General features: G+C 65.3%; 26 protein-coding genes and 1 tRNA gene. 10 read left to right on the forward strand and 17 right to left on the reverse strand.

The features are described from left to right. Nucleotides 1–427 precede the first annotated feature (427 nt). Nucleotides 428–1,177: a cytochrome c biogenesis CcdA family protein gene (locus ACFTOW_RS09980; RefSeq protein ID WP_379915195.1), complete on the reverse strand. Its 750-nt coding sequence runs from the start codon at nt 1,175–1,177 to the stop codon at nt 428–430. Between the two features lie 103 nt (nt 1,178–1,280). Between ACFTOW_RS09980 and ACFTOW_RS09985 the strand changes: the two genes are divergently transcribed. After that, the gene (locus tag ACFTOW_RS09985) at nt 1,281–1,517 is read left to right on the forward strand and encodes a sulfurtransferase TusA family protein (protein WP_379915197.1); all 237 of its coding nucleotides are present in this window, start codon (nt 1,281–1,283) and stop codon (nt 1,515–1,517) included. On the opposite strand, the gene ACFTOW_RS09990 is transcribed toward ACFTOW_RS09985, so the two are convergent. The 7 genes from ACFTOW_RS09990 to pdxH all read right to left on the reverse strand — a co-directional run bounded on the left by ACFTOW_RS09990 (nt 1,514) and on the right by pdxH (nt 5,326). Next, complete coding sequence (locus ACFTOW_RS09990) at nt 1,514–2,065, reverse strand: biotin transporter BioY (RefSeq protein WP_379915199.1); 552 nt, start codon at nt 2,063–2,065, stop codon at nt 1,514–1,516. The genes ACFTOW_RS09985 and ACFTOW_RS09990 overlap by 4 nt on opposite strands. Nucleotides 2,066–2,099: 34 nt before the next feature. After that, nucleotides 2,100–2,699, reverse strand: coding sequence for an energy-coupling factor transporter transmembrane component T family protein (locus ACFTOW_RS09995; RefSeq protein WP_379915201.1), 600 nt, complete (start codon nt 2,697–2,699; stop codon nt 2,100–2,102). Then, a complete protein-coding gene (locus ACFTOW_RS10000) occupies nt 2,680–3,399 on the reverse strand; it encodes an energy-coupling factor ABC transporter ATP-binding protein (RefSeq protein ID WP_379915203.1) in 720 nt (239 codons plus the stop codon). The genes ACFTOW_RS09995 and ACFTOW_RS10000 overlap by 20 nt, the downstream gene beginning before the upstream one ends. 48 nt (nt 3,400–3,447) lie before the next feature. Next, nucleotides 3,448–3,524 (reverse strand) — tRNA-Pro (locus ACFTOW_RS10005). Nucleotides 3,525–3,568: 44 nt separating this feature from the next. Continuing rightward, a complete protein-coding gene (locus ACFTOW_RS10010; protein ID WP_379915205.1) occupies nt 3,569–4,066 on the reverse strand; it encodes a DUF192 domain-containing protein in 498 nt (165 codons plus the stop codon). Next, entirely contained in the window at nt 4,063–4,602 is a 540-nt protein-coding gene (locus tag ACFTOW_RS10015; protein ID WP_379915207.1) for a cold-shock protein, read from the reverse strand. The genes ACFTOW_RS10010 and ACFTOW_RS10015 overlap by 4 nt, the downstream gene beginning before the upstream one ends. 118 nt (nt 4,603–4,720) lie before the next feature. Next, nucleotides 4,721–5,326, reverse strand: coding sequence for a pyridoxamine 5'-phosphate oxidase (gene pdxH, locus ACFTOW_RS10020; protein ID WP_379915209.1), 606 nt, complete (start codon nt 5,324–5,326; stop codon nt 4,721–4,723). 162 nt (nt 5,327–5,488) lie between these two features. Between pdxH and fabI the strand changes: the two genes are divergently transcribed. The 6 genes from fabI (at nt 5,489) to trpE (ending at nt 12,124) form a co-directional block, all read left to right on the forward strand. After that, on the forward strand, nt 5,489–6,313 hold the full coding sequence (gene fabI / locus ACFTOW_RS10025; protein ID WP_379915211.1) for an enoyl-ACP reductase FabI: 825 nt from the start codon (nt 5,489–5,491) through the stop codon (nt 6,311–6,313). 4 nt (nt 6,314–6,317) lie between these two features. After that, nucleotides 6,318–6,920 (forward strand): LysE family translocator, encoded by a 603-nt coding sequence (locus ACFTOW_RS10030; RefSeq protein WP_379915213.1) that lies wholly within the window; start codon nt 6,318–6,320, stop codon nt 6,918–6,920. An 18-nt stretch (nt 6,921–6,938) separates the two neighbouring features. After that, nucleotides 6,939–7,445 carry a xanthine phosphoribosyltransferase gene (gene gpt / locus ACFTOW_RS10035; RefSeq protein ID WP_379915215.1) on the forward strand — a complete coding sequence of 169 codons (507 nt, stop codon included), beginning with the start codon at nt 6,939–6,941 and terminating at the stop codon, nt 7,443–7,445. A 69-nt stretch (nt 7,446–7,514) separates the two neighbouring features. Further along, nucleotides 7,515–8,690: an aminotransferase gene (locus ACFTOW_RS10040; RefSeq protein ID WP_379915217.1), complete on the forward strand. Its 1,176-nt coding sequence runs from the start codon at nt 7,515–7,517 to the stop codon at nt 8,688–8,690. A 62-nt stretch (nt 8,691–8,752) separates the two neighbouring features. Further along, complete coding sequence (locus ACFTOW_RS10045) at nt 8,753–10,597, forward strand: SurA N-terminal domain-containing protein (RefSeq protein WP_379915220.1); 1,845 nt, start codon at nt 8,753–8,755, stop codon at nt 10,595–10,597. A gap of 18 nt (nt 10,598–10,615) precedes the next feature. After that, nucleotides 10,616–12,124 (forward strand): anthranilate synthase component I, encoded by a 1,509-nt coding sequence (gene trpE / locus ACFTOW_RS10050; RefSeq protein WP_379915222.1) that lies wholly within the window; start codon nt 10,616–10,618, stop codon nt 12,122–12,124. 104 nt (nt 12,125–12,228) lie between these two features. Here the strand turns inward: trpE and ACFTOW_RS10055 are convergent, their stop codons facing one another. From ACFTOW_RS10055 to ACFTOW_RS10085, 7 genes are all read right to left on the reverse strand, one after another. Continuing rightward, nucleotides 12,229–12,609, reverse strand: coding sequence for a Na+/H+ antiporter subunit G (locus tag ACFTOW_RS10055; protein WP_379915224.1), 381 nt, complete (start codon nt 12,607–12,609; stop codon nt 12,229–12,231). Nucleotides 12,610–12,620: 11 nt separating this feature from the next. After that, nucleotides 12,621–12,890, reverse strand: a complete 270-nt coding sequence (locus ACFTOW_RS10060) for a K+/H+ antiporter subunit F (RefSeq protein ID WP_379915226.1) — start codon at nt 12,888–12,890, stop codon at nt 12,621–12,623. Continuing rightward, nucleotides 12,887–13,378, reverse strand: a complete 492-nt coding sequence (locus tag ACFTOW_RS10065) for a Na+/H+ antiporter subunit E (RefSeq protein WP_379915228.1) — start codon at nt 13,376–13,378, stop codon at nt 12,887–12,889. The genes ACFTOW_RS10060 and ACFTOW_RS10065 overlap by 4 nt, the downstream gene beginning before the upstream one ends. Further along, nucleotides 13,375–14,916: a monovalent cation/H+ antiporter subunit D gene (locus ACFTOW_RS10070; RefSeq protein ID WP_379915230.1), complete on the reverse strand. Its 1,542-nt coding sequence runs from the start codon at nt 14,914–14,916 to the stop codon at nt 13,375–13,377. Before ACFTOW_RS10070 ends, ACFTOW_RS10065 begins: the two co-directional genes overlap by 4 nt. Beyond that, complete coding sequence (locus tag ACFTOW_RS10075; RefSeq protein WP_379915232.1) at nt 14,913–15,278, reverse strand: Na+/H+ antiporter subunit C; 366 nt, start codon at nt 15,276–15,278, stop codon at nt 14,913–14,915. The genes ACFTOW_RS10070 and ACFTOW_RS10075 overlap by 4 nt, the downstream gene beginning before the upstream one ends. A 1-nt stretch (nt 15,279) precedes the next feature. Then, on the reverse strand, nt 15,280–18,147 hold the full coding sequence (locus ACFTOW_RS10080; RefSeq protein WP_379915234.1) for a monovalent cation/H+ antiporter subunit A: 2,868 nt from the start codon (nt 18,145–18,147) through the stop codon (nt 15,280–15,282). 210 nt (nt 18,148–18,357) lie between these two features. After that, on the reverse strand, nt 18,358–19,245 hold the full coding sequence (locus ACFTOW_RS10085) for an alpha/beta fold hydrolase (RefSeq protein ID WP_379915236.1): 888 nt from the start codon (nt 19,243–19,245) through the stop codon (nt 18,358–18,360). A gap of 145 nt (nt 19,246–19,390) precedes the next feature. Here ACFTOW_RS10085 and ACFTOW_RS10090 point away from each other — a divergent pair, with 145 nt between their 5' ends. After that, entirely contained in the window at nt 19,391–20,596 is a 1,206-nt protein-coding gene (locus ACFTOW_RS10090; protein WP_379915237.1) for an acetyl-CoA C-acetyltransferase, read from the forward strand. Nucleotides 20,597–20,598: 2 nt separating this feature from the next. Continuing rightward, entirely contained in the window at nt 20,599–22,722 is a 2,124-nt protein-coding gene (locus ACFTOW_RS10095) for a 3-hydroxyacyl-CoA dehydrogenase NAD-binding domain-containing protein (RefSeq protein ID WP_379915239.1), read from the forward strand. Here ACFTOW_RS10095 and ACFTOW_RS10100 read toward each other — a convergent pair. Beyond that, complete coding sequence (locus ACFTOW_RS10100) at nt 22,626–23,480, reverse strand: DUF2478 domain-containing protein (RefSeq protein WP_465261608.1); 855 nt, start codon at nt 23,478–23,480, stop codon at nt 22,626–22,628. The genes ACFTOW_RS10095 and ACFTOW_RS10100 overlap by 97 nt on opposite strands. Between ACFTOW_RS10100 and mobA the strand changes: the two genes are divergently transcribed. Further along, nucleotides 23,373–24,011: a molybdenum cofactor guanylyltransferase MobA gene (mobA, locus tag ACFTOW_RS10105; RefSeq protein WP_379915243.1), complete on the forward strand. Its 639-nt coding sequence runs from the start codon at nt 23,373–23,375 to the stop codon at nt 24,009–24,011. The two genes, ACFTOW_RS10100 and mobA, sit on opposite strands and share 108 nt — an antisense overlap. Here the strand turns inward: mobA and ACFTOW_RS10110 are convergent. Next, nucleotides 23,981–25,084 (reverse strand): DUF6456 domain-containing protein, encoded by a 1,104-nt coding sequence (locus ACFTOW_RS10110; protein ID WP_379915245.1) that lies wholly within the window; start codon nt 25,082–25,084, stop codon nt 23,981–23,983. The genes mobA and ACFTOW_RS10110 overlap by 31 nt on opposite strands. Between the last annotated feature and the right edge of the window lie 201 nt (nt 25,085–25,285).

A 25,285-nucleotide genomic window follows, 5' to 3' on the forward strand; every position in this document is an offset into this window, starting at 1 on the left:
AGCGCGCAGGCTGGGATGACACCTTCCTGCGCTCGATTCTCACAAACATAGCAATGGCTTAATGCCAAAAGCGATTGCCCTGAGCCGGGGATGTAGAACACCCGCCGCCTGCGCACCTGGCCCTCGCTGTCACTGCCCATACCGCACCTCGTTTGGCCGGAAACATACCGCCCGAATCCGGCAAGCGTAAGGCGCGAATGTGCGCACCAGCGCGCGTCGGGACGCAGTCAGGGATGACCACAGAAAAGATCGGACCACCGCCCATCGCGCGGCGTGTCCTTGACGGCGGCGCGACTCACATAACACTGGCCCAGAACCGCCTCTCGGCAGAAACCCCTAACCGCACAACCCAACGAAACGCCGGTTATGCACGTCGCCTCGGCCAAATCTGCATAAATGCGCGCGGCAGCGCACAACTGGATCACGCTCAGCCCAGAACCGCCAGCGCCGGGAATGTCTCAAGCAGCCAATAGGAAAAGGCCGAGAACCCGCCGGTCAGCATCAGCAGGCCGATGGTCCACAGCAACAGGCCCATCACGCGCTCGATCTGCTCCATGTGGCGCTTCATCCAGCCCATGACCCCGCCCAGTCGCGGCAGGTAGGCCGCGACCAGCAGAAACGGAATGCCCAGACCGGCGGCATAGACCCCCAGCAGCAAGGTGCCCCGCGCCACCGACGCCTCGCCCGCCGCCAGCGACAGGATCGCGCCCAGTTGCGGGCCGATGCAGGGCGTCCAGCCAAAGGCGAACGCCAGCCCCAGCACATAGGCCCCGAAGGCGCTGCCGCCCCGGTCGCCTGCATCCAGCCGCGCCTCGCGGTCCAGGAACCCGATGCGATAGACGCCGACGAAATGCGCGCCGAACACCATGACGATCACGCCCGCAATGGTGTTGAACCAGCCCTGATACTGCAAAAACATCGTGCCCACGGCGCTGGCCGCAAAGCCCAGCATCAGGAACACCGTGGACAGGCCCAGAACGAAGAACAGCGCGGGCATGATCGCGCTGCGCCGCCCGTCGTCGCGGTTCAGGTCTGCCAGGGATACGCCGCTCATATAGGCCAGATAGGGTGGCACGATGGGCAACACGCAAGGCGACAGGAACGACACGACCCCTGCCGCCAGCGCCACGAACATCGCGGGCAACAGCGCCGCGTCTATGATCTCGATTCCGAACATGACCTCTGCTTAGCCCGGCTTTGGCCGCGCGTCACGCCGATTGCGCGGGACGCATGGTCACATGCCCGTGGACAGCGCGCGAGGGTCGCGTTATCCGGCCCGCATGGACACACCCGAGATCGAGATCGACGCCCGCGGCCTGCTGTGCCCCCTGCCCGTGCTGCGCGCGCGCAAGCGGTTGCTGGCGCTGGCCCCCGGCACGGTTGTGGCCGTGCTGGCCGATGACGCGATGGCGCTGGTCGATCTGCCGCATTTCTGCGCGCAGGCCGGGCATGATCACCTGTCAGTGACCGAAACCGAAGGCCACCAGCGCCACCTGATCCGGCGCGGCGCGGTTTAGGCGCGCAGCAGACCGGGCCGCGCCCGCAGCACGCCCTGGGTGATGAAGCCGGTCAGCACCGCCTTGATGATGTCACCGGGGATGAACACCAGCATGATCGCCGCGCTGGCGGTCAGGGATTGCTCGGTGATCAGCGCAAAGCCCCCGATGCCAAAGGCATAAAGCACACCGACACCGCCCACCAACGCGGCCAGCGCCGTGCCTGCCACCGGCATCCGGCCAAACAGCCCATCGCGCCAGACCCCGACCAGCCAGCCGGTGACAAAGGCCGCCGCGGGCCAGCCGATCAGAAAGCCCACGGTCGGCCCGGCAAAGACGCCCAGGCCCCCGCGCCCGCCGGCCAGCAGCGGCAGGCCAAGCGCCACCAGAAACAGGAACAACAGAACCGCCAGCGCCCCCCGGCGCGCGCCCAGCAACGACCCGGCCAGCATCACGCCCATGCTTTGCGCGGTGATCGGAACGCCGCCCGCCAGATCGAATTTCGGCACCAGCCCCAGCGCCGCGATCAGCGCGGCAAACAGGGCGATCAGGGTGATGTTGCGTTCCATGTCAGTGTCCCTTTTCTGCGAAGTTCCGGGCCTTCTACAGCCCGCCGGACCTTGCGCGCAAGGCCTCGGCCACCTGTTCGGCATCGTCGATGGCGCTCAACGCAAAGGGCAGCACCAGACGCCAGCCAGGCCTGCGCGCGCTGCGCGCCCGCCACGCCTGCGCCAGAGCCGATCCGCGCTGCATCAGCACAGGGGTGAAGCGGATCACCAACGCCACCGCCAGCGCCAGCCGGGTCCGCGCCCGCGCAGGCAGCCGGATCAGCGCCAGTGCCGCATCCACCTGTGCCAGGATGTCCTGCAACCGCGTGGTCATCGTGACCAGATTGGCCAGCCCCACCAGCGCCACCATCCGCGCCACGATCACCACGCCCTGCGCAAACGCGCCCGTCACCGCGTGCCAGATCAGGATCACCGCCACGAAGGGCCACAGAGGCCAAAGCATCCGCGCGCCCTGACGGGCAAACCGCGCGCCGCCGGGTAGATGCATCCCCGCCACCAACGCCGCGAAGGCCAGCGCCTGCGCGGGCGTCGCCAGCCAGAACGCCGCCACCGTCGCTGCCAGCAGCCCCAGCAGCTTGGCCCGCGCCGATACACCGTGCCAGGGCGTGCGCACCTCAGAGGTCAGTGAAAGCATCGCTGCCCCCCAGATCGCGCATCGCCGTGCGATAGCCGTCGATCACCGTCCCCGGCGCGCCATCGGCCTGCACGGCACCGCCCTGCATCCAGATCGCGCGGTCATAGCCCGCCACCGCGTCCAGATCGTGGGTGATGTGGATGACCTGCTGCTCCACCGCCTCCAGATACCGGGTCAGCCGCAGCACCGTGGCCATGTCGAGCCCGGCAAAGGGCTCGTCCAGTACGATCACGCGCGGGCGCATCAGCAGCACCGCCATCAGGCAGACCAGATGGCGCTGGCCCTGGCTCAGCTCATGCACCGCCTGCGTGGCCCAACCGGCGCGGCCGAACCGCGCCAGCATGTCGGCCACCTGTTGCGCCGTACTGGCCGCGTCATGGCCCTGATTGCGCAGGCCGAATGCAAGTTCTTCCTCGACCGTGGGAAAGATGATCTGATGATCGGGATTCTGGAACAGGATGCCGACGGTCGCCAGCGCCGCGCGCCGGTCGCGTGCCACCTCGACCCCGTGCACCGTCACGCGGCCCGAGTCTGGCGCCAGCAGCCCGGCGATCAGCCGCGCGGCCTGAGTCTTGCCCGCGCCGTTGCGCCCGATCAGCGCAACCCGCCGCTCGGGCAGGCGCAGGCTCAGCCCGTCAAACACCCTGTTGGTGCCATGCGACAGGCTCACGCCGTCCAGAAGGATCTCGGATGATGTCATGCGTGGCCCGCTGTGGTCAGGTGCTACAGGCCCAGAGGCTGAACTAGATGGTCGGGACGGCAGGATTCGAACCTACGACCCCCTGTACCCAAAACAGGTGCGCTACCAGACTGCGCCACGTCCCGAACCATGCGCCCCAATAGCGCGGTCGATTGCGATTGAAAAGGGCTTAGCAAGGCCAGGCTGCGTTTTCTGCATCAAAGGCCGGATGGCGCATCTGGCTGCCCGGCACGATGCCGATGGCACGGGCCAGACCGCCGTTGATTTCCAGCACCGCCAGCGTGTCGCGCCCGCCTTCGATCGACGTCAGATCGCCGGGCACCGCGTCGTGATGCACGTGCCGTACGGTGCCCGTGGCATCCATGAATATCATGTCCAGCGGGATCAGCGTGTTCTTCATCCAGAACGCCACCGGGCCGGGGCGCGGATAGACGAACAGCATGCCCTTGCCCCGCGGCATCTGTTCCACGAACATCAGCCCCCGCGACCGCTCCTGCGCCGTCTGGGCCAGATCGACGGCGAACCGCGCCTGCCCCCAGTCGCCGCGCAGGTGCACGACGTTTTCGGCGCAGACCGATGCCTCGGCCCGCACCGGCGCCGCAGGCAGCATCACACCGGCCAGCGCCAGCCAGATCGCCATCCACAGCACACGCGCGGTGCCGGTCATGCGTCGGAGTCTTTCTTCAGGGCGGCCTCCCAGGCCAGAACCTCGGTCGCCATGCGCCCACGCTTGCCCTGGATCACCCGGAGGCAGACCGCCTCGCCGGGTTGCAGATCGGCCAAACCCGAGCGGCGCAACACCTCGATGTGAATGAACACATCCTCGTGGCGCCCGAACACGTTGCCAAAGCCAAAGCCCTTGCCCTTGTCGAACCATTTGACCCGCGCAGGCTCCAGCGGGGCCGAGGCGATGGTTTCAGGGTCGATATCCTCGAAATCGGCCAGCGTCGCCGTGCCGGTCCCCTCGGGCGGCGCGATCGACATGACCTCGACGGCCTGCACGCCGCGCGGGGTATCCTGCACGCCGATCTCGACGCGGGCCCCGTCGGCGACCGAACTCTGGCCGAAATTCCTGAGCACATTGGCATGCAGCAAAATGTCCGGTCCGCCCTCATCGGCGATCACGAAACCAAACCCCTTGACCGGATCGAACCACTTGACCTGCCCGATCACCCTCCGGGTGATGTCTGTATCATTGTCCAAGGTTGCCACCCACAAGCTTTCCTCACGTAAGCCCTTTAACTCATGCGTCATAAAACGGATGAGTTTCAAGGTATTTCCTTCAGTCTTCAGGCCGCTTGCATTTCACGCGACATGAAATTCACGGGTTCAGCCGCTGTATTTCCCATGTCTCTTCACTGCTCGATCTGCGCCACACGAAACGGTCGTGCAGACGAAACGCCCCATCCGCCCAGAATTCGACCTCAACAGGTTTGATTCTGTAACCCCCCCAAAAGGAGGGTCTGGGCGGATTTGCACCGTGACGTGCCGTTACTTTCGCAACCTCCGCCATCAGCGCCGCACGCGACCCAAGGGGGCGCGATTGCTGGCTGGCCCACGCACCCAGACGGCTCTTGAGACTGCGGGACTTGTAGTATTCATCCGCCTTCGGCCCGTCCTCGCGCTCGACGATGCCGCGCACCCGGATCTGCCGGCGCAGGGATTTCCAGTGCATGACAAAGGCCGCCTTGCCCGCCTGCTCGATCTCGCCCGCCTTGGCGCTTTCGTAATTGGTGTAAAAGACAAAGGCGTCATCCTCGATCTCCTTCAGCAGCACCATGCGCGCATTGGGCAGGCCATCGGCATCGACGGTCGACAGGGCAATGGCATTGGCGTCGTTGATCTCGGCATCCCCGGCCTCGCCCAGCCAGCGGCGGGCGATCTGAAACGGGTCATCCCCGGCGAAAATCCCGGTGCGGTCAGTCATCTTGCGTGATCCTTGTGTCAAAAGAAGTCCGGCAGGAACCCCCGCGCCACATCGCTTTACCTGCCACTCTCACAGCGGACCGGGGCCAAGCGGCCTTGATGCAGCGCAAGCCATCGCCTAAAGGACAACCAATTGAAGCACGAATTGGGTAAGGTTGCGGAAATGTCAAATAACCTGATGGCCGGCAAGCGCGGTCTGATCATGGGTCTCGCCAATGACAAGTCGATCGCATGGGGCATCGCCCGCGCCTGCGCCGAGGCGGGGGCCGAAATGGCCTTCACATATCTGGGCGAACCGTTCCGCAAGCGTGTCGCGCCGCTGGCCGACCAGTTGGGCGTGACCACGCTGATCAATTGCGACGTGTCCGACGCCGCCTCGATCGACGCGGCCTTTGCCGAATTGCAGGAAAAATGGGGCAAGCTGGATTTCCTTGTCCATGCCATCGGCTTTTCCGACAAGTCCGAACTGCGCGGGCGCTATCTGGAAACCAGCCGCGACAATTTCCTGATGACGATGGATGTCAGCTGCTACAGCTTTACCGCCGTCATGCAGCGCGCCGAAAAGCTGATGACCGATGGCGGCTCGGCCCTGACGATGACCTATTACGGGGCCGAGCAGGTGATGCCGCATTACAACGTGATGGGCGTGGCCAAGGCAGCGCTCGAGGCATCGGTGAAATACCTGGCCGAGGATCTTGGCAAGGACGGCATCCGCGTCAACGCCATCAGCGCGGGCCCGATCAAGACGCTGGCCGCCAGCGGGATCGGCGATTTCCGCTACATCCTGAAATGGAACGAGCTGAACTCGCCCCTGCGCCGCAACGTGACCATCGACGATGTGGGCAAATCCGCGCTCTACCTGCTGTCCGATCTGGGCAGCGGCGTGACGGGCGAAAACCTGCATGTCGATGCGGGCTATCACGTGGTCGGCATGAAGGCGGTCGATGCGCCCGACATCGACGCCACCGCCAACCACAAGGACCGCTGATCCGATGGAGGCCGCGCATCTTCTGGCCTTCAACGTGACGCTGCTGGCCGCCATGGCCAGCCCCGGCCCGGCACTGCTGTTCGCCCTGCGCCAGACCGTGCGAGGCGGCTTCTGGACAGGGGTGGCGACCGGCGCGGGTCTGGGCCTGATGGCCGCCGCCTGGACCGGGGCCGCCCTGCTCGGGCTGGCGGCCTTGTTCGCGCTGGTGCCTTGGCTCTATCTGGCGATGAAACTGGCCGGGGCCGCCTATCTGCTCTGGATCGCGTATCACATCTGGCGCGACGCCAGCAAACCTGTGGCCGACAGCGCCCAACCCGGTCGCCGCGCCTTTGTCGGCGGGCTGCTGGTGAATCTTGCCAACCCCAAGTCGGTGCTCTTTGCCGCCTCGGTTCTGGTGGTGATCTTCCCCCCGGATCTGAGCGTCGCGCAAAAGGCGCTGATCGTGGGCAATCACCTTGTGGTCGAGCTGGCGGTCTACACCCTGTTTGCCGGTCTGCTGTCGACTCGCCGGGCGCGCGACGGGTATCTGCGCCTCAAACCCATCTTCGACCGGATCGCGGCCGGTGTGCTTGGCCTGCTGGGCCTGCGCCTGCTGATGTCCCGCTAGACCCGAAAGGATCACGCCATGACCGACCGCCTGCCCCATGAAAAAGGCTTTCACGTCAGTTGGGATCAGCTTCACCGCGACAGCCGCGCGCTGGCGTGGCGGCTGGATGGTCAGGGCCCCGATGATGGCGCATGGCGCGGGCTGGTGGCGATCACCCGGGGCGGCATGGCCCCCGCGATGATCGTCGCGCGCGAGCTGGACATTCGGCTGGTCGATACGGTCAGCGTCAAATCCTATCACCATCAGGCACAGGGCCGCGCCGAGGTGCTCAAGGCACCGGACTCGGCGCTGATGGGCGGCGACGGCGAGGGCATCCTGATCGTCGATGATCTGGTCGACAGCGGCAAGACGCTGGAACTGGTGCGCCAGATCTACCCGCGCGCGCATTTCGCCACCGTCTATGCCAAGCCCAAGGGCCGCGATCAGGTCGACACCTTCATCACCGAGGTCAGCCAGGACACGTGGATCTTTTTCCCGTGGGACATGGCCCTGCAATACGTCGAACCCTATCGCGGCAAGGACTGACCGCCGTATGCATGGCATGTGCATGATGTGTGCATGGGATGTGACACCCGGATTCAAGGCAGATTTGACATGACGCTGACACGCACGCAATCCACCTTCGCCCCCCCGGTGATGGAGGCCCGCCGCTGGCTGGAGGGCGTCACCTTTCCCCAGGACCGCCCGCTGATCAACGTCAGCCATGCCGCCCCGGTCGATCCGCCGCCCGCGGGTCTGCGCGCCGAAATGGCGCGGCTGGTGCAAGAGGATCCGGGCACGCATCTTTATGGTCCCGTGCTGGGCCTGCCCGAGCTGCGGGCCGAGGTCGTGGCACAGTTCAGCACCGCCTACGATGGCCGGATCGCGCCGGAAAATGTCGCGATTACAGCGGGTTGCAATCAGGCCTTCGCCGCAACCATCGCCGCCCTGACAGGTCAGGGCGATCAGGTGATCCTGCCAACGCCGTGGTATTTCAATCACAAGATGTGGCTGGACATGGCAGGTGTGCAGGCCGTGCCGCTGCCCACCGATGCCGCCCTGCTGCCCGATCCCGACCATGCCGCGCGGCTGATCACGCCCCGGACCCGCGCCATCGTGCTGGTCACCCCGAACAACCCCGGCGGCGTGGAATACCCCGCCGATCTGGTGACAGGCTTTGCCGAACTGGCGCAGGCGCATGGCATCAAGCTGATAATCGACGAAACCTACCGCGATTTCCACAGCTTGGCCGGCGCGCCTCATGCGCTTTTCACCGATCCCGACTGGGCGGAAACGGTGGTGCAGCTGTATTCGTTCTCAAAATCCTACCGCCTGACGGGGCATCGTACCGGCGCGATCGTCGCGGGCACCGCCCTGCTGGCCGAGGTCGAGAAGTTCCTGGATACCGTCGCCATCTGCGCACCACAGCTGGGCCAGCGTGCCGCCCTGTGGGGCATGCGCAACCTGTCGCAATGGCTGGCCGGTGAACGGGCCGAAATCCTTGACCGCCGCGCCGCCATCACCGACGGGTTGCCGCAACTGGCCGACCGTGGCTGGCAGCTTATGGGCGCAGGGGCCTATTTCGCCTATTTCCGTCACCCGTTCGACCTACCCTCGGACAGGTTGGCGCAACAGCTTGTGCAGCAGGCCGGCATCCTTGCCCTGCCCGGCACCATGTTCATGCCCGAAGGCGACGAAAACGGCTCGCGCCAGTTGCGCATCGCCTTTGCCAACGTGGACCGCGCAGGCATCGCGCAGCTTTACCAGCGGCTGGCCGGGTTCACCGCCTAGCACCGCTTGCACGGGGCCTTGGCGCAGCGTAGACAAGGCAAAATCGAAAACTGGGGGGCCCTATGGCGCGCGGCAACAGCATCTCGAAAATGGCGGTCTGGGTCCTTTTGGGCCTGTTGATCCTGGGGCTTGGCGGCTTTGGCGTCACCAACCTGTCGGGCGGAGTCAGCCCCGTGGGCTACGTCGGCGACGAGGAAATCGAGATCGACGAATATGCCCGCGCGCTGCAACAGGAAATCAGCGCGATCGAGGCCGAGACCGGCCAGCCCCTGCCCTTTCCGCAGGCGCGTGAAATGGGCATCGACCGCGCCGTTCTGGGCCGTCTTGTCACCGGGGCCGCACTGGACAACGAGGCGGCAACTCTGGGCCTGTCCATCGGCGACGAGAACCTGGCGCGTCAGATCACCCAGATTTCGGGATTCCAGGGGTCCGGCGGCACGTTCGACCGGCAGGCGTATCAGTTCGCCCTCGACCGCGCGGGCCTGACCGAGCCGCAGTTCGAGGAACAGCTGCGCAAGGAAACCGCCCGCACCCTGTTGCAAGGCGCGTTGGTGCGCGGCGTGCGGATGCCCGACACCCTGGCCGACACCATCCTGACCTATGCCGCCGAGCGGCGCAGCTTTTCGCATATCCGGCTGGATCAGGCCGCTCTGGAAACGCCGGTCGGGCTGCCCGACGATGCGCAACTGCGCGACCACTACGAGGCCAATGCCGACTCCTACACCACCCCCGAAATGAAGCAGATCACCTATGCCTGGCTCAGCCCGGAAATGATGGTCAACCAGATCGACCTGCCCGAGGACGCCCTGCGCACCGAGTACGAGCGCCGTTCAGCCGAGTATAACGTGCCCGAGCGTCGGCTGATCGAGCGTCTGGGCTTTGCCAGCGAGGACGCGGCCGAGGATGCCAAGGCGCGCATCGACAATGGCGAGGTGACGTTTGACGCGCTGGTGGCCGATCGCGGGCTTGATCTGGCCGATGTGGACATGGGCGATGTCAGCCGCGCCGATCTTGGGGCCGCTGCGGACACCGTGTTTGACGCGCAATCGGGTGATATCGTCGGCCCGGTCGACAGCAACATTGGCCCCGTGCTGTACCGCATCAACGCCGTTCTGGCCGCACAGGAAACCCCGTTCGAGGACGTCGAACAGCAATTGCGCGACGAGCTGGCGATGGACCGCGCCCGCCGCGTGATCGAATCCCGCCTGACCGGGATCGACAGCCTGCTGGCCGGTGGCGCCACGCTGGAAGAGCTGGGGCAAGAGGCCGAGATGCAGGTGGGCCAGATCGACTGGTTCCGTGAAAGCGGCGAGGGTCCGGCCAGCTATGAGAGTTTCCGGCAGGCCGCCCGGGCCGTTGCCGCAGACGATTTTCCCGAGATCACCGAGATGGAGGACGGCGGCATCTTTGCCCTGCGTCTGGACGGGGTGATCGAACCTCGCGCGCTGACGCTGGACGAGGTGCGCGCCGATGTGATCGCCGGATGGCAGGCGACCGAGACCGACCGCCGCCTGCGCGAACTGGCCGATGGTATGGTGTCGCAACTGTCCGAGGTGCGGGAAATGACCACGCTGGGCTATGACGTGACGCAAGAGCAGGAGGTCACGCGCGGCCAGTTTATCCAAGGCACGCCGCGAACTTTCATGGAGCAGGTCTTTGCCATGTCGCGCGGCGAGCTGCGTGTGATCGACGGTCTGGGCGCGGTCTATCTGGTGCGGATGGATGACATCCTGCCGCCCGACACGGACCAGCCGCAGGTTGCCGATCTGCGCGCGCAACTGGCCGAACAGGCCAATCAGGGCCTGGCGCAGGATCTGTTCCAGGCCTTTGCGACCGACATCCAGAATCGCGCGGGCGTGCAACTGGATCAGGCCGCGCTCAATGCCGTGCACACCAATTTTCAGTAATCCAAAGGACCGCTCATCGTGGACCTGACACCCAGTTTCGACAGCTTTGCCCGCGCCTACGAGGCCGGCCAGAACCAGCTTGTCTATGCCCGTCTGGCCGCAGATCTGGACACGCCGGTGTCGCTGATGCTGAAGCTGGCAGGGGCGGCCAAGGATGCCTTCATGCTGGAGTCGGTGACGGGCGGCGAGGTCCGCGGGCGCTATTCCATCATCGGTCTGAAACCCGATCTGGTCTGGCAATGCCACGGTGAGCGCAGCCGACTGAACCGCCATGCACGGTTCGATCCCGACGCCTACGAGGATCAGCCAGGCGCGCCACTGGTCAATCTGCGCGCGCTGATCGCCGAGTCGCGCATCGACATGCCCGAGGATCTGCCGCAGGCCGCCGCCGGTCTGTATGGCTATCTGGGCTATGACATGATCCGGCTGGTGGAACACCTGCCCGACGTGAACCCCGATCCGCTGGGCCTGCCCGATGCGGTCATGCTGCGCCCGACGGTGGTGGCGGTGCTGGATGGGGTCAAGGGCGAGGTCACGGTGGTATCCCCCGCATGGGTCAGCGACGGGCAATCGGCGCGCGCGGCCTATGCGCAGGCCGCCGAGCGGGTGACGGACGCGCTGCGCGATCTGGAACGCGCCCTGCCCCAGGCAACGCGGGAGATGGGCGAGGCCCGCGATATCGCCCCGCCGCAATCGAATTTCAGCAAGCCCGACTATCTGGCGGCTGTCGAGAAAGCCAAGGACTACATCCGCGCCGGCGATATCTTTCAGGTGGTGCCAAGCCAGCGTTGGGCGCAGGAGTTTCCGCTGCCGCCCTTCACGCTTTACCGCAGTCTGCGACGCACCAACCCGTCGCCTTTTATGTTCTATTTCAACTTCGGTGGCTTTCAGGTGGTGGGCGCCAGCCCCGAAATCCTTGTGCGCGTGTTCGGCCGTCAGGTCACGATCCGCCCCATTGCGGGCACACGTCCCAGAGGCACCACGCCCGAGCAGGATCGCGCGCTGGAGGCCGACCTGCTGGGCGATCCCAAGGAACTGGCCGAGCATCTGATGCTGCTGGATCTGGGCCGCAACGACGTGGGCCGCGTGGCCAGCATCGGCACCGTGCGCCCGACCGAGAAGTTCATCATCGAACGCTACAGCCACGTCATGCACATCGTGTCGAACGTGGTGGGCGAGCTTGCCCCGGACAAGGACGCGCTGGATGCGTTTTTCGCGGGCATGCCCGCAGGCACCGTGTCAGGCGCGCCCAAGGTCCGCGCGATGCAGATCATTGACGAGCTGGAACCCGAAAAGCGCGGCGTCTATGGCGGCGGACTGGGGTATTTCAGCGCGGGTGGCGACATGGACATGTGCATCGCCCTGCGCACGGCGGTGGTCAAGGATCAGGTGCTGTACATTCAGGCCGGTGGCGGCGTCGTCTACGACAGCGACCCCGAGGCCGAGTATCAGGAAACCGTGCACAAATCGAACGCGATCCGACGCGCCGCCGCAGATGCGCATCGGTTCACCGGCGGCAACAGTTAGTCAGGGCGCGAAACGGGCCGTATCGAAGGTCTGGCCGCTCCGCGCTGTGCTGCGTTCAGCGGGATGAGATGCAGGTGACGCCGCACAGCGCGACGCTGTCCCGGTCACTCCCCCCCGGGTCCGATCGGACGGTCGGCATAGCTGGACCAGCCCACATCGCCCCCGGTTTCCGGTACATCCTCTTCGGACACATTGGTCTGCATGAATGACTTGGCGATGAAACTGGCCGAGATCGGCGCGGTCAGGAACAGGAACAGCGTGATCATCAACTCGTGAAAGCTGAAATCCCCGAGGTACAGCCAGAAATACAGCATCGAGGCGATCAGAACACCGCCCACGCCCAGCGTCGTGGCCTTGGTCGGCGCGTGCAGACGTTGCAGCGTATCGGGCAGCTTGATCAACCCGTAGGATCCGACCAGCCCGAAAATTCCCGCAATGACCAGAAAGGCGCTGATCGCGATTTCAATGATCAATCCTGTGTCCATGTCCCTGGCTCCTATTCGATGATGTTGCCACGCAGGACGAACCGGCAATAGGCCACGGTCGACACAAAGCCCACCATGGCCACCAGCATTGCCGCTTCGTAATACACCGATGTGCCCAGCACGATGCCGTACAGCACAAGCAGCGCGATGATGTTGATCACCATCGTGTCCAGCGCCAGGATACGGTCGGCCGAGCTTGGCCCGAACGTCAGCCGCCACAGGCTGAACAACAGCCCCAGACCAAAGGACCCAAGGGCGAAATACAGCGCATATGCAATCATTCGAAAATCTCCTTCAGCCGGGATTCATAGCGCGTCTTGATCTGGTCGCGCACCGCGTCGGGGTCGTCGGTGTGCAGGCAATGCACAAGGATCGCCGCGCCATCCGCCGACAGCATGGTCGACACGGTGCCCGGGGTCATCGTGATCGTGCCTGCCAGAACGGTGATTGCCTCGGGCGATTTCAGGCTCAAGGGCACGGTCACCCAGCGCGAACGGATGTTCTTGTTCGGTTTGAACAGGATGATCCGCGCCACCTCGATATTGGCGATGACGATATCCCACATCACAAGAAACACATAGCTGGTGGCGCGCAAGGGATGGCTGATGACCGCGCGGTCGGGCCAGTATGCGGAGGTGATGATCGGCACCAGTATGCCAAGCGTGCCGCCCAGTATCAGATTGCCCAGCGTCACCTTGTTCACCAGCATCAGCCACACGATCGTCAGCAGCAGGCTGAGCATCGGGTGGGGTAGGATTCGGCGCATCATGACTGGTCCTCCTGCCCGAGAACGGCATCGACATAACCCTGATAGTCGAAGAGCTGCGCGGCGGTCTGGTCAAAGAAATCCATCGCCGGGCCTGACAGCGCCGTGAACACCGCCAGCAAACCCAGAACCGCCATGGTCGGCGCGACCTCGGAAAAGCTCGCAGCGCGCACGGACGGGCGGGCCGACTCGTCCTGCGGGTCGGGGCCAGGATCAACCGCCGTGGATTTCCAGAACAGCATGCTGCCCGCGCGGGCAAAGCCCACGATGATCAGCAGCGAGCCGATCAGGATCGCGGCCCACGAGATTGCCATCGTCGGCGTCTCGCGCAGCACGTCCATCACCAGAAGCTTGCCCAGGAACCCGCTGAGCGGTGGCATCCCGGCCATCGCGATCGCACCGCCAAAGAACAGAGCCGCGAACAGCCCGTTCTGCACCGTGGGCGGTTGCGCGCTCAGCGCGTCGCCCCCGGCGCGCCGCGTCAGCACAAGGTCGGCCATCAGGAACAGTGCCGCCGCCGCGAATGTGGAATGCACGGTATAATACAGCGCCGCCGCCGTTGCCTGCGGCGTGAAGGCCGAAACCGCCAGCATCAGCGTGCCCATGGAGCCCACAACCGAGAAGGCCAGCAAGGGCATCAGACGCTTGGCCCCCAGCACGCCGAACGCCCCCACGGCCAGCGTGATCACAGCCGCAGGCCACAGCCAGTCGCCCACCAGGCTGCCAATGGCGGGCACATCGGGGCCAAACGCCACCACATGCACCCGCAGGATGGCATAGGCCCCCACCTTGGTCATGATGGCGAACAGGGCGGCCACCGGGGCGGGCGCGTTGGCATAGGTCGCGGGCAGCCAGAGCTGCACCGGAAACAACGCCGCCTTGACCGCGAAGACCACCAGCAACAGCAGGCCGGCGACCCGCGCCAGCGCCGCATCCTCGACCGGGATCTCGCGCAGGCGCACGGCCATGTCCGCGATGTTCAGCGTGCCGGTGGTCGCATAGAGCGTCCCAAGCGCGAACAGGAACAGTGTGGACCCGGCAAGGTTCATCACCACGTATTGCAAGCCAGCCTGAAGCCGGCGCTTGCCGCCGCTGTGGATCATCAGCCCGTAAGAGGCGATCAGCAGGATCTCGAAGAACACGAACAGGTTGAAGGCGTCGCCGGTCAGGAACGCCCCGTTGACCCCCATCAACTGGAACTGGAACAGGGCGTGGAAATGTCGACCACGGTTGTCCCATCCGGTGGCGCTGGCATGATACAGCACCACCAGCCCCAGCACGCTGGTCAGCACCAGCATCATTGCCGACAGCCGGTCGATCACCAGAACGATGCCGAAGGGTGCGGGCCAGTTGCCCAGGTAGTAGACAAAGGTCTCGCCGCTTGCCGACATAACCAGCAGGCCGACGGAGATCACCAGAAGGCCAATCGCACCGACAAACGAGGCCGCTCGCGCCAGCACGATGTCGTGGCGCATCACAAAGGCGATCACCGGGGCCAGCAGGGCCGGCAGGATGACCGGGGCAATGATCCAATGGGTCATGCGCGGTCCTCCGGTCCGGTGGTATCGTCATCCTCGTCGATCATGTCGATGCGGTCCGAGCCGGTTTCCAGAAACGCCCCCAGCGCGAACATCACCAGCACCGCCATCATCCCGAACGAGATCACGATGGCGGTCAGCACCAGCGCCTGCGGCAGCGGGTCGGAATAGACCACCTCGCCGCCATAGGGCTGAAGCACAGGTGCTGCATCCACCATCAGACGCCCTGTCGAGAACAGGAACACATTCACCGCATAGGACAGCAGCGCCAGCCCCAGGATCACGGCAAAGGCCCGCAGGCGCAGGATCAGGTACACTCCGGCGGCGGTCAGCGCACCGACCGAGCTTGCGACAACGAATTCCATCTCAGCTCTCCTTGCCCGTGGTGTCGGCCACGTTTCGCGACGGGTCGTAATCCATCGGCTCGGTATTGACGGTTTCACCGGCATAGCGCGCCATGCGCGACAGGCTGTACAGCATCAGCATCACCGACCCCAGAACGGTCAGGAACACGCCCAGATCGAACAGCAGGGCTGTGGCCAGCTCGAACTCCTCGATCGGCGGGATCTCGAAATACCCGAAATCCGATGTCAGGAAGGGCTTGCCGAACAGCCATGAACCCACGCCGGTCAGCCCGGCGATCAAGGCCCCCCAGCCGATCATCGCGTGATACTCGATGCGCTGACGCGACTGCGCCCAGGCAAAGCCCGAGGCCATGTACTGCATCAGCAAGGCGATCGAGATGACCAGCCCGGCCACGAACCCGCCACCCGGCTGGTTGTGCCCGCGCAGAAAGAAGTAGGCCCCGACCACCACGGCAATCGGCATCATTGCCCGCGTCGCCACCACCATCATCATCGGGTGACGGTCGCGCGCGCAGTTCTCGACCGGTGTCATGTTGCGCAGGCGACGCGAGGCGGGGCCGTTCAGCACCGCGTCCATCAGCGCAAAGATGGCAAGCCCGGCGATGCCCAGAACGATGATCTCGCCATAGGTGTCGTAGCCCCGGAAATCCACAAGGATCACGTTGACGACATTGGTGCCGCCGCCGCCGGTCTTGGCGTTTTCAAGGTGAAAGGCGGAAATCGGATCGGCCACGTCGCGCAGCATGAAGGCCATGGCCAGCGCGGTCACCGCCCCGCCCGCAACCAAGGCGATCACCCCGTCACGCACCCGCCGGGCCGCGCTGCTCTCAAGGGGCGAGTCCTTTGGCAGGAAATACAGCGCCAGCAGCAGCAGCATGATGGTCACGGTTTCCACCGAAATCTGTGTCAGCGCCAGGTCCGGGGCGGACAGATACACGAAGCCGCTGGAGATCATCAGCCCCAGCACGCCGATCACCACCAGCGCGCGGAACCTTTGGCGGTGCAGAATCACCACCGTCGCCGTCGACACGATCAGCATCAGCCAGCCCACCGCCACCACGGGCGGGATCGGCTGGATGGCACGCGTGGCTGGCAGATGACCGCCCCCCGACCAGGCCGCATATCCCAGCGCCACGGTGGCCGCGACAAAGATGGCCAGATAGCGGCTCATCGAGCCGTTGTGCAGCCCGTATGTGATGCTGCGCACCAGCGCCACGACGGCGGCGACCACGGCGTCGAACATCACCTTGGCCTCGGGGCGCGGTGTGGCGTTCCACAGCCGCATCAGCGGTGCATGAAGGGCCAGCAGCAGCAGACCGCCCAGCACCGCGATGATCGACATGATCAGCGCCGGGGTCACCCCGTGCCAGATGCTCAGGTACTTGTCGCTTGGCGCGCCGGTCACGGCCCCGGCGGCAGCATTCACCAGCGGCTCGGCCAGGAACGGCGCGATCCCGATCAGCACCACGAAGAAGGCCAGAAACGCAGGCGCAATCCAAAGGCCAAAGGGCGGGTCATGCGGCTTGGCCGGGTAATCATCCCGTTGCGGGCCAAGGAACACATGCGAGATGAAGCGGAACGAATAGGCGACCGAGAACAGCGCCGCCAGCGTCGACAGCCCGCCCACGACCCACGGATTGCCCGCCCATGTGGTGTGCGCGGCCTCTTCCAGCATCAGCTCTTTCGACAGGAACCCGTTGAACAGCGGAATACCCGCCATAGACAACGCCGCGATGGTGCCGATGCCAAAGGTGATCGGCATCAGGTGGCGCAGCCCGCCCAGCCGCTTGATGTCGCGGGTGTGGGTTTCGTGATCGACGATCCCGGCGGTCATGAACAGTGCCGCCTTGAACGTCAGGTGGTTGATGATGTGAAACACCGCCGCAAAGGCCGCCGCCTTGGTGCCAAAGCCCAGCAGCATGGTCAGCAGGCCCAGATGGGACACGGTGGAAAATGCCAGCAGCGCCTTGAGGTCATCCTTGAACAGCGCGATCTTGGCCCCGATCAGCATCGTGATCAGACCCACGGTGGACACGATGTAGAACCACTCGGGCGTGCCCGACAGCACCGGCCATAGCCGTGCCAGCAGGAACACCCCCGCCTTAACCATGGTGGCCGAGTGCAGATAGGCCGAGACCGGCGTCGGCGCCGCCATGGCGTGCGGCAACCAGAAGTGAAACGGGAACTGCGCCGATTTGGTGAACGCGCCAAGCAGGATCAGGATCAGCGCGGGCAGATACCAGTCGGATGCCCGGATCAGATCGCCCTGCGACAGGATGTCGGTCAGGTTGTAACTGCCCGCAATGTTGCCAAGGATCAGCATGCCGCCGATCAGGGCCAGCCCTCCGCCGCCGGTCACGGCCAGCGCCATGCGCGCGCCCTGCCGCCCCTCGGGCAGATGCTTCCAATAGCCGATCAACAGGAAGGACGACAGGCTTGTCAGCTCCCAGAAGATCAGCAAAAGCAGGATGTTGTCGGACAGAACGATGCCCAGCATCGCGCCCTGAAACAGCAGCAGATAGGTATAGAACTGCCCCATCGGATCGTCGCCCGACAGGTAGAACCGCGCATAAAGGATGATCAGCAGGCCCACGCCAAGGATCATCCCGGCAAACAGCAGACCCAGACCGTCAAGGAAAAAGCTGACCGACAGACCCAGTTGCGGCAGCCATGCGAACTCGGCCGTGATCACCTCGCCGCGCAGGACGTCGGGCGCCAGCGAGGCCAGCAGCACAAGTGCAAGCACCGTGGGCACAGCGGTGAAACTGGCACAGGCATTGCGCCCGGCGCGGATCATCACCCCCGGTAACAATGCTCCCAGAAACGGAAGAATCGCGATTACCGGCAAAAGGTTGCTGACACTGCCCATACCATCCCCTGTCGTTATCTGGCTTTCACGCTCTTAGCCAAATTTTCCGCCATGTGAAACACGACAGGGAGAAATACAATCCCAATCCACCGTTTACGGTATATTGCCGTTGTCCTTCCGCCCTGCCGGACGCGTTTCGTGATTATTTGGTGACCAGATAAGGTCCGCTTTACGCTTGCCAAGACGCGGATGGCGAAAATCGACGTGAAATCAACCCTGCGGGTCGGATGTCGGTGCAATCTGCGCGATGAAACCCGCCAGCAGGTCGACCATCACCGGGGCCAGCGCGGGCGTGATGATGTGCCCCATGCCCGGCACGATCCGCAACACAGCATCCGGGATCAGCGCGGCAATCTCTTCACCCGCCTGCACAGGGATCAGCGCGTCATCGGCCCCGTGGATCACCAGACAGGGCAGGTCAATCGCGCGCAGCGCGTGGCGGCGGTCGGGGCTGGCAATGATCGCCAGAAGCTGCCGGTTGACGCCCTCGGGCTCGGCCCCCCGGTCATAGGAGCGACCCGCCAGGTCGCGGACATAGCTGTCGGGCGCGGGAAAGCCGGGGCTGCCCCAGGCGTGATCGCCGATCAGGGCCGCGTCGATGTACCCTTCGCGATCCTGCGGATGGCTGAGCAACTGGTCGATCGGCCCCTGCCCGGTAAAGGCCGCGCGCGACATCACGATCGTGGCCGACAGCAGCCGGTTTGCATGGCGCAAAGCCAGCGCCTGCACGATGCCCCCGCCCATGGAGATGCCGAACACATGCGCGCGGGCCATCCCCAGCGCATCCATCAGCCCGATGACATCGTCGGCCATGTCGTCCAGCGTATAGGCCGCCTGCGGTGCGCGGCCCGCCGCCAGATCGGCCAGTATGGTCTTGGCCCTTCCATCGACACCCGGGGCGGGGCAGCGCGCGCTTTGCCCGACATCGCGGTTGTCGAAGATCACAACGCGAAAGCCACGATCCACCAAACCCGACAGCATCTCGCGCGGCCAGTGGATCAACTGGCTGCCAAGGCCCCGGATCAGGATCAGCGGCACGCCGTCCTGCGGGCCGTGCCGCTGCACCTCCAGCGTGATGCCGTTTGCCTTGATCTGCATGGATCGCTCCCTTTTGACCAGCAGACTGCCCTTGCCACGCGCCACCGGCAACCCCGTGACGTTGGGGCATTTGCCGCGCATCCGATTGAAATGGCCCGCGCGCGCCCCCTACCCTGTCGCCAAACCGAAGTAGGAGACAGGGACCATGGCCGAGGCCTTTATTTACGATGCCGTGCGCACGCCCAGATCCAAGGGCAAGCAGGGCGGCACGCTGAACGAGGTGAAACCGATCCGCCTGCTGGCCGGTCTACTGGAAGGGTTGCAGGCGCGCCACGATCTGGACACCGCCCGCGTCGATGACGTGGTGATGGGCTGCGTCGCCCCGGTGCTGGAACAGGGCAGTTGCATCGCAAAGGCCGCCGTTATCAGCGCGGGCTGGGACGAGGGCGTGCCGGGCGTGCAGCTTGACCGGTTCTGCGCCTCGGGGCTTGAGGCGGTGAACATGGCCGCTGCCAAGGTCGGATCGGGGCAGGAGGATCTGGTGATCGCCGGTGGCGTCGAATCGATGAGCCGCGTGCCCATCGGCTCCAGCGGCGGGCCGATGTTCGCCGACCCCGAGTTCGTGCTGGATCACACTTCGGTCCCGCAGGGCATCGGGGCCGACCTGATCGCCACGCTGGATGGCTACAGCCGCGAGGATGTGGATGCCTTTGCCGTCGAAAGCCAGCGCCGCGCCGCACATGCCCGCGACAACGGCTGGTTCGACCGCTCGGTGATGCCGGTGCGCGACCTGAATGGCGCGGTGGTGCTGGAGCGCGACGATTTCATCAAACCCGGCACCGACATGCAGACGCTTGGCGCGCTGAAACCCAGCTTTGCACAAATGGGCGCGCTGGGAATGGACGAGATGGCGATCGCGAAATATCCGCAGGTCAACCGCATCAACCACGTGCACACGCCCGGCAATTCCTCGGGGATCGTCGATGGCGCGGCGGCGGTGATGATCGGCAGCGAACAGGCGGGCCGCGATCTGGGCCTTGCCCCGCGCGGGCGGGTCGTGTCGGCCGCTGTCCTTGCCACCGATCCGGTGATCATGCTGACCGGCCCCGGCCCCGCCGCCAAGAAATGTCTGGCAAAGGCCGGGCTGACGCCTGCCGACATCGACCTGTGGGAGATAAACGAGGCCTTCGCCTCGGTCGCGCTGCGCTACATGCGCGATCTGGATATCGACGCGGAAATCACCAATGTCTGCGGTGGCTCCATCGCCATGGGGCATCCGCTGGGCGCGACCGGCGCGATGCTGGTCAGCACCATGCTGGACGAGCTGGAACGCCGCGGCGCGCGCCGCGCGATGATCTCGCTGTGCGTGGGTGGCGGCATGGGCATTTCAACACTGATCGAACGGGTGTGAGCATGGGTGAATTTCGTTACGAAAAGGATGCTGATGGCATCGTGACCATCACAATGGACATGGACGGGCCGGTCAACGCGATGAACGCCGAGTTCGACGGTCTGTATCAGGAGATGACCGACAAGCTCTGCGCCGAAACCGGCCTGACCGGGGTGGTCCTGACATCGGCCAAGCCGACATTCTTTGCCGGGGGCGACCTGAAATGGCTGATCGGGGTTGAGCCCGGGCAGGAACAGGAGATCTACGACAACGTCGAGCGCACCAAGGCCAACAAGCGCCGATTGGAGCGTCTGGGCGTGCCGGTGGTGGCCGCGATCAACGGGGCGGCGGCGGGCGGCGGATTCGAAATCTGCCTGGCCTGCCACCACCGCATCGCCGCCGACGTGCCCGCGGTCAAGATCGGCCTGCCCGAGGTCACGCTGGGCCTGCTGCCCGGTGGCGGGGGCGTGGTGCGGCTGACCTACATGCTGGGGATCGAGGACGCGATGCCCTTTGTTCTGGAGGGTCGGATGGTGCCCGCGCAGGCCGCGTTGAAGGCCGGTCTGATCCACGAACTCGTGGACAGCATCGCGGCGCTGGTGCCGCGCGCAAAGGATCACATCAAATCCGTGCAGGGTGATGCGGCGGCGCACACCCAGCCCTGGGACGACCGCGCCTATCGCATCCCCGGCGGGCCGTCGAACAGCGCCTCTGCCGCGCCGCGCATGGCGGCAGGATCGGCCATGCTGTTCAAGAAGACCCGTGGATTGCTGCCCGCGCCGGGCAAGATCATGGACATCATGGCCAACACCGCGTCGAACGTCGATTTCGACAGCGCGCAGCGGTATGAAAGCCGACAGTTCGCCTCGCTGGTACCGCTGCCGGTGACAAAGAACATGATACAGGCGTTCTTCTTTGACCTGAACAAGGTCAACGGCGGCGCCGCGCGGCCAAAGGATGTGCCGAAATCCAAGGTTACGAAACTGGGCATCCTGGGCGCGGGCATGATGGGTCAGGGCATTGCCTATTCGGCGGCCATGGCCGCGATCGAGGTGGTGCTGAAGGACACAAGCCTTGAAGCGGCGGAGCGTGGCAAAGGGTACACCAAACGCCTGTTGGACAAGCGCATCGCGAAGGGCCGGATGGATCAGGCGGCGGCGGATGCGGTGCTGGCGCGGATCACGCCCACAGATCAGGCGCAGTCGCTGCAAGGTTGCGATCTGATCATCGAGGCGGTGTTTGAACGCCTCGACGTGAAAGAGGCGGTACTGGCCGAGCATGAGGCGCTGTTGGGCGATGCGGGGTTCTGGGGGTCGAACACCTCGACCCTGCCGATCGGTCGGCTGGCGCAGGGGGCGGCGCGGCCTGAGAAATTCATCGGGCTGCATTTCTTTTCGCCGGTGGACAAGATGCCGCTGCTGGAGATCGTGGTGGGCGAGAAAACCGACGACGAGACGCTGGCCCGCGCCTTTGATTTCGCGCGCCAGATCGGCAAGACCGCCATCGTGGTGAACGACAGCACGGGGTTCTACACCTCGCGCACCATCGGCACCAAGATGGACGAGGCCGCGCAGATGGTGGCCGAAGGGCTGGACCCGGTGCGGGTGGAAAACCTGGGCCGTGCGGTGGGATTTCCGACGGGCATGCTGAGCCTGTATGACGAGGTCAAGCTGTCGCTGGCCGTCGACATCTTCGACACGCAGGTGGGCATGGGCCTGCGCTCAACCGACGGTGACGCAACGCCCGAGGCCCGCGCCCTGCTGCGCGAGATGGTGCAGGCCGGGCGCAAGGGGCGCGGCGCGGGCGGCGGGTTCTTTGACTACCCAGAGGACGGCAAGGCATTCTGGCCGGGTCTGGCCAAATGGCGCGAAGACAGAGTGAATATCCCGGATCAGGACATCAAGGACCGCATGCTGTTCCGCGCCGTGCTGGAAACCCTGCGCTGCCTCGACGAAGGCGTGCTGCGATCCGTGCCCGACGCCAATATCGGCTCGATCATGGGAATAGGCGCGCCCACCTGGACCGGCGGCTATGCCCAGTTCGTCGAGACCTATGGCCGCGCAAGGTTCGTGGCGCGCTGCGAGGAGCTGGCCGCGAAATACGGCGCGCGGTTCCTTCCGCCGGAGAGCTTGCGGCAGGCGGCGTGATCCAGCGGTGCCGCGCGGGGCGCGGCGCCGGTTTTCCCGCGCCATCGGCGCGGCGGTGTGAGGGGCGCTGCCCCTCTTGNCGTTGGCCCAATCCACCCCGGAGTTTTCCGGGCAAGATGAAGAGGGACCGCCCGCGCCAGCTGGTCTGGCGTGATCCAGTCGGCAAGCGCGCCTGCGAAGGCATCGAAAGCGGCACGCTTTTCCTGGGCTACAGCGATGACGACGGGCTTACCGGCGTCCAATGCATCCGCGATTAGCGGCACAAAGCCGCGCCCGGCCTGTTCCTGCCGTCCGAAGCGGTTGATGAACAGGACGTCGGCTCGGGGCAAGGCGGCGGCGACCTGCTGCACGGACTGTTCCAGCGCGGCGGGGTCCAGACGGCAGCCGCCCGCGCCGGGCCCTAGGTCTTGCGAGATTGTGTGGCTTAACTGACCGCCCGCATCGGTCAGGATCATTTCGCCGAGACGGCCGCGCATCTGCACCACGCCGGCCAGCCTGTGCCCCTGCCCGGATAGGTCTGTGCAAAGCTGCGCGAGTTGCCTGTCTGTGTCCGGCGTGCAGGCGATGGCGAAAAGCGTCATGGGCGGTTTTCCCGAAACATCTGGCGTGTCAGGATAGGTCCGTAGCGCAGACCGAGGCAATGTGACAGCATGATCCCCCTTTTTCCCGCCGTGATCCTTGCCGGTGGACAGGCACGCCGTATGGGTGGGGCCGACAAGGCGCTGATGCCCTTGGGCGGTGCGCGGGTGATCGACCATCTGCTGTCGGGCCTGCGCGGTCAGGTCGGGGCGATCGCCATCAATGCCAACGGCGATCCCGCCCGCTGGGCCGGGCTGGGCCTGCCAGTGCTGCCCGATCCGGTGCCCGGGTTTCCGGGGCCGATGGCGGGCGTTCTGGCAGCACTGGACTGGGCACACGCGCAAGGGGCCGATCGGGTGGTGACGGTGGCGGGTGACACGCCGTTTCTGCCCCGTGATTTTGTGGCGCGGCTTGGTGCGGCCAAGGCGACCGCCGCCGTTGCGGAAACGGTCGAGCCCGATGGCACGGTGCGGCTGCACCCGGTCTGCGGGATGTGGCCGGTGTCGCTGACCGTCGATCTGCGCGTGGCACTGGCAGGCGGTGAGCGGCGCATGCGGGCCCTTTGCGACCAGGCAGGGGCCGTGCCGGTGCGGTTCGACGCGGCACAGCCTCCGCCGTTCTTCAACATCAACACCGCGCAGGATCTGGCCCGGGCAGAGGCGGTGCTGACCGTATCCGGTCAGCCGATCATCGACCCGCCCGGCCCCTGACGGTCGTAATGCGCCTTGAGCCGTTGCAGCGCGATGCGCAGCACGATCTTGCCCGAGCGCGCTGACCAGCCCATGCGTTTTTCCGCCGTCTCCAGCCCTTCGAGAAAACAGCAGCAGCGCAAAGCCACATCCCCCAGCCCCGGACCAAGCGCGCGCAGCGCGGCGGCCACACGGTCGCGCGCGCCCTCGGATCCGCGCCCTGCCCCGTCGGCAAAACCGAAACTGCCGCGATCTGAGCCGGTCAGGAACCTGTCCCAGTTCTGCGCCACGCGCGGCCCCATCTGTGCTAGTTCGAAGTCCTCGCGCAGTCGGTCGCCTGCGGCCACCAGGTCGTGGCCCAGGAACGGTTTGCCATCACGGTCCTTGCGCCGCGCCAAAAGAGTCACAGGCGATTCATTGATATTGTAGCGAATACGGCGACGCGCACCGCCCTCGTCCACGGTGCGGTCGTCCCACCTGCGGTGCTGATCGCCAAAGGCTGTCTGCGCGTCGGCGAACCCTCGGGGCGGATCGGACCGGGCCACCATCTGCGACAGCGCAGCGCGCCCGGCGGCGGTGATCGAATAGCGCGATACACGGCCCGGCGCCTCGCAGGCGATCCAGTCCTTCAGCGCCATGGCTTGCGCGACGTTGCGCGCAACCACCGCAGTGCGGTTGCTGCCGACAGGGGTGTCGCGCACCACGACGGCCTTTTCCATATCAGCGGCCACGGCCAGGATCGCGCCGGCCTCCGAGAGGCGACGCAGGATGCGCGCGGCCTCGCGGTGAAGGGTCTGTTCATCAGGGGGCAGATCGGGCTGAATGGTCTTGGCGGTCATGCGGCTGGTGTCCTTGTTGCAATCCGGCCGGTCGGGCGGGAACAGCGACATGCCCAGATGGCGCAATGCCTCGTCGACCAGCGTATCCTCCCGGCGACTTTCCAGCCGCCGGATCTGGCGCAGAACGGTCGATGCGTGGCATCCGGCATGGCGGGCCAGTTCCCGTATCGGCAACCCCCCTTCGGTATGCGCCAGATAGCGCGTGGCAGAAACCGGAACCCAGTCCGGTACGGGCGCGCCTTGGTGTTTCAGCATCGGTTCGATCCACTTCCTCCGCAAGAAAAGGTCAACGGCATTGCCCCACTTATCCACACGAACTCCCCAGTTTGTTAAGCATTTAGGTGGGAAAAACTTGCCTGTCCGTTAACCATTTGCGATTTGGCAAGTTTGGTTAGGAAATGGTGAACGTTGGGAAAACCCTGCGAACGGTGAAGCGTGGCAACACGCAACGCGCCC

This window comes from Lacimonas salitolerans, from assembly GCF_042677865.1.
GTDB lineage: Bacteria > Pseudomonadota > Alphaproteobacteria > Rhodobacterales > Rhodobacteraceae > Lutimaribacter > Lutimaribacter salitolerans.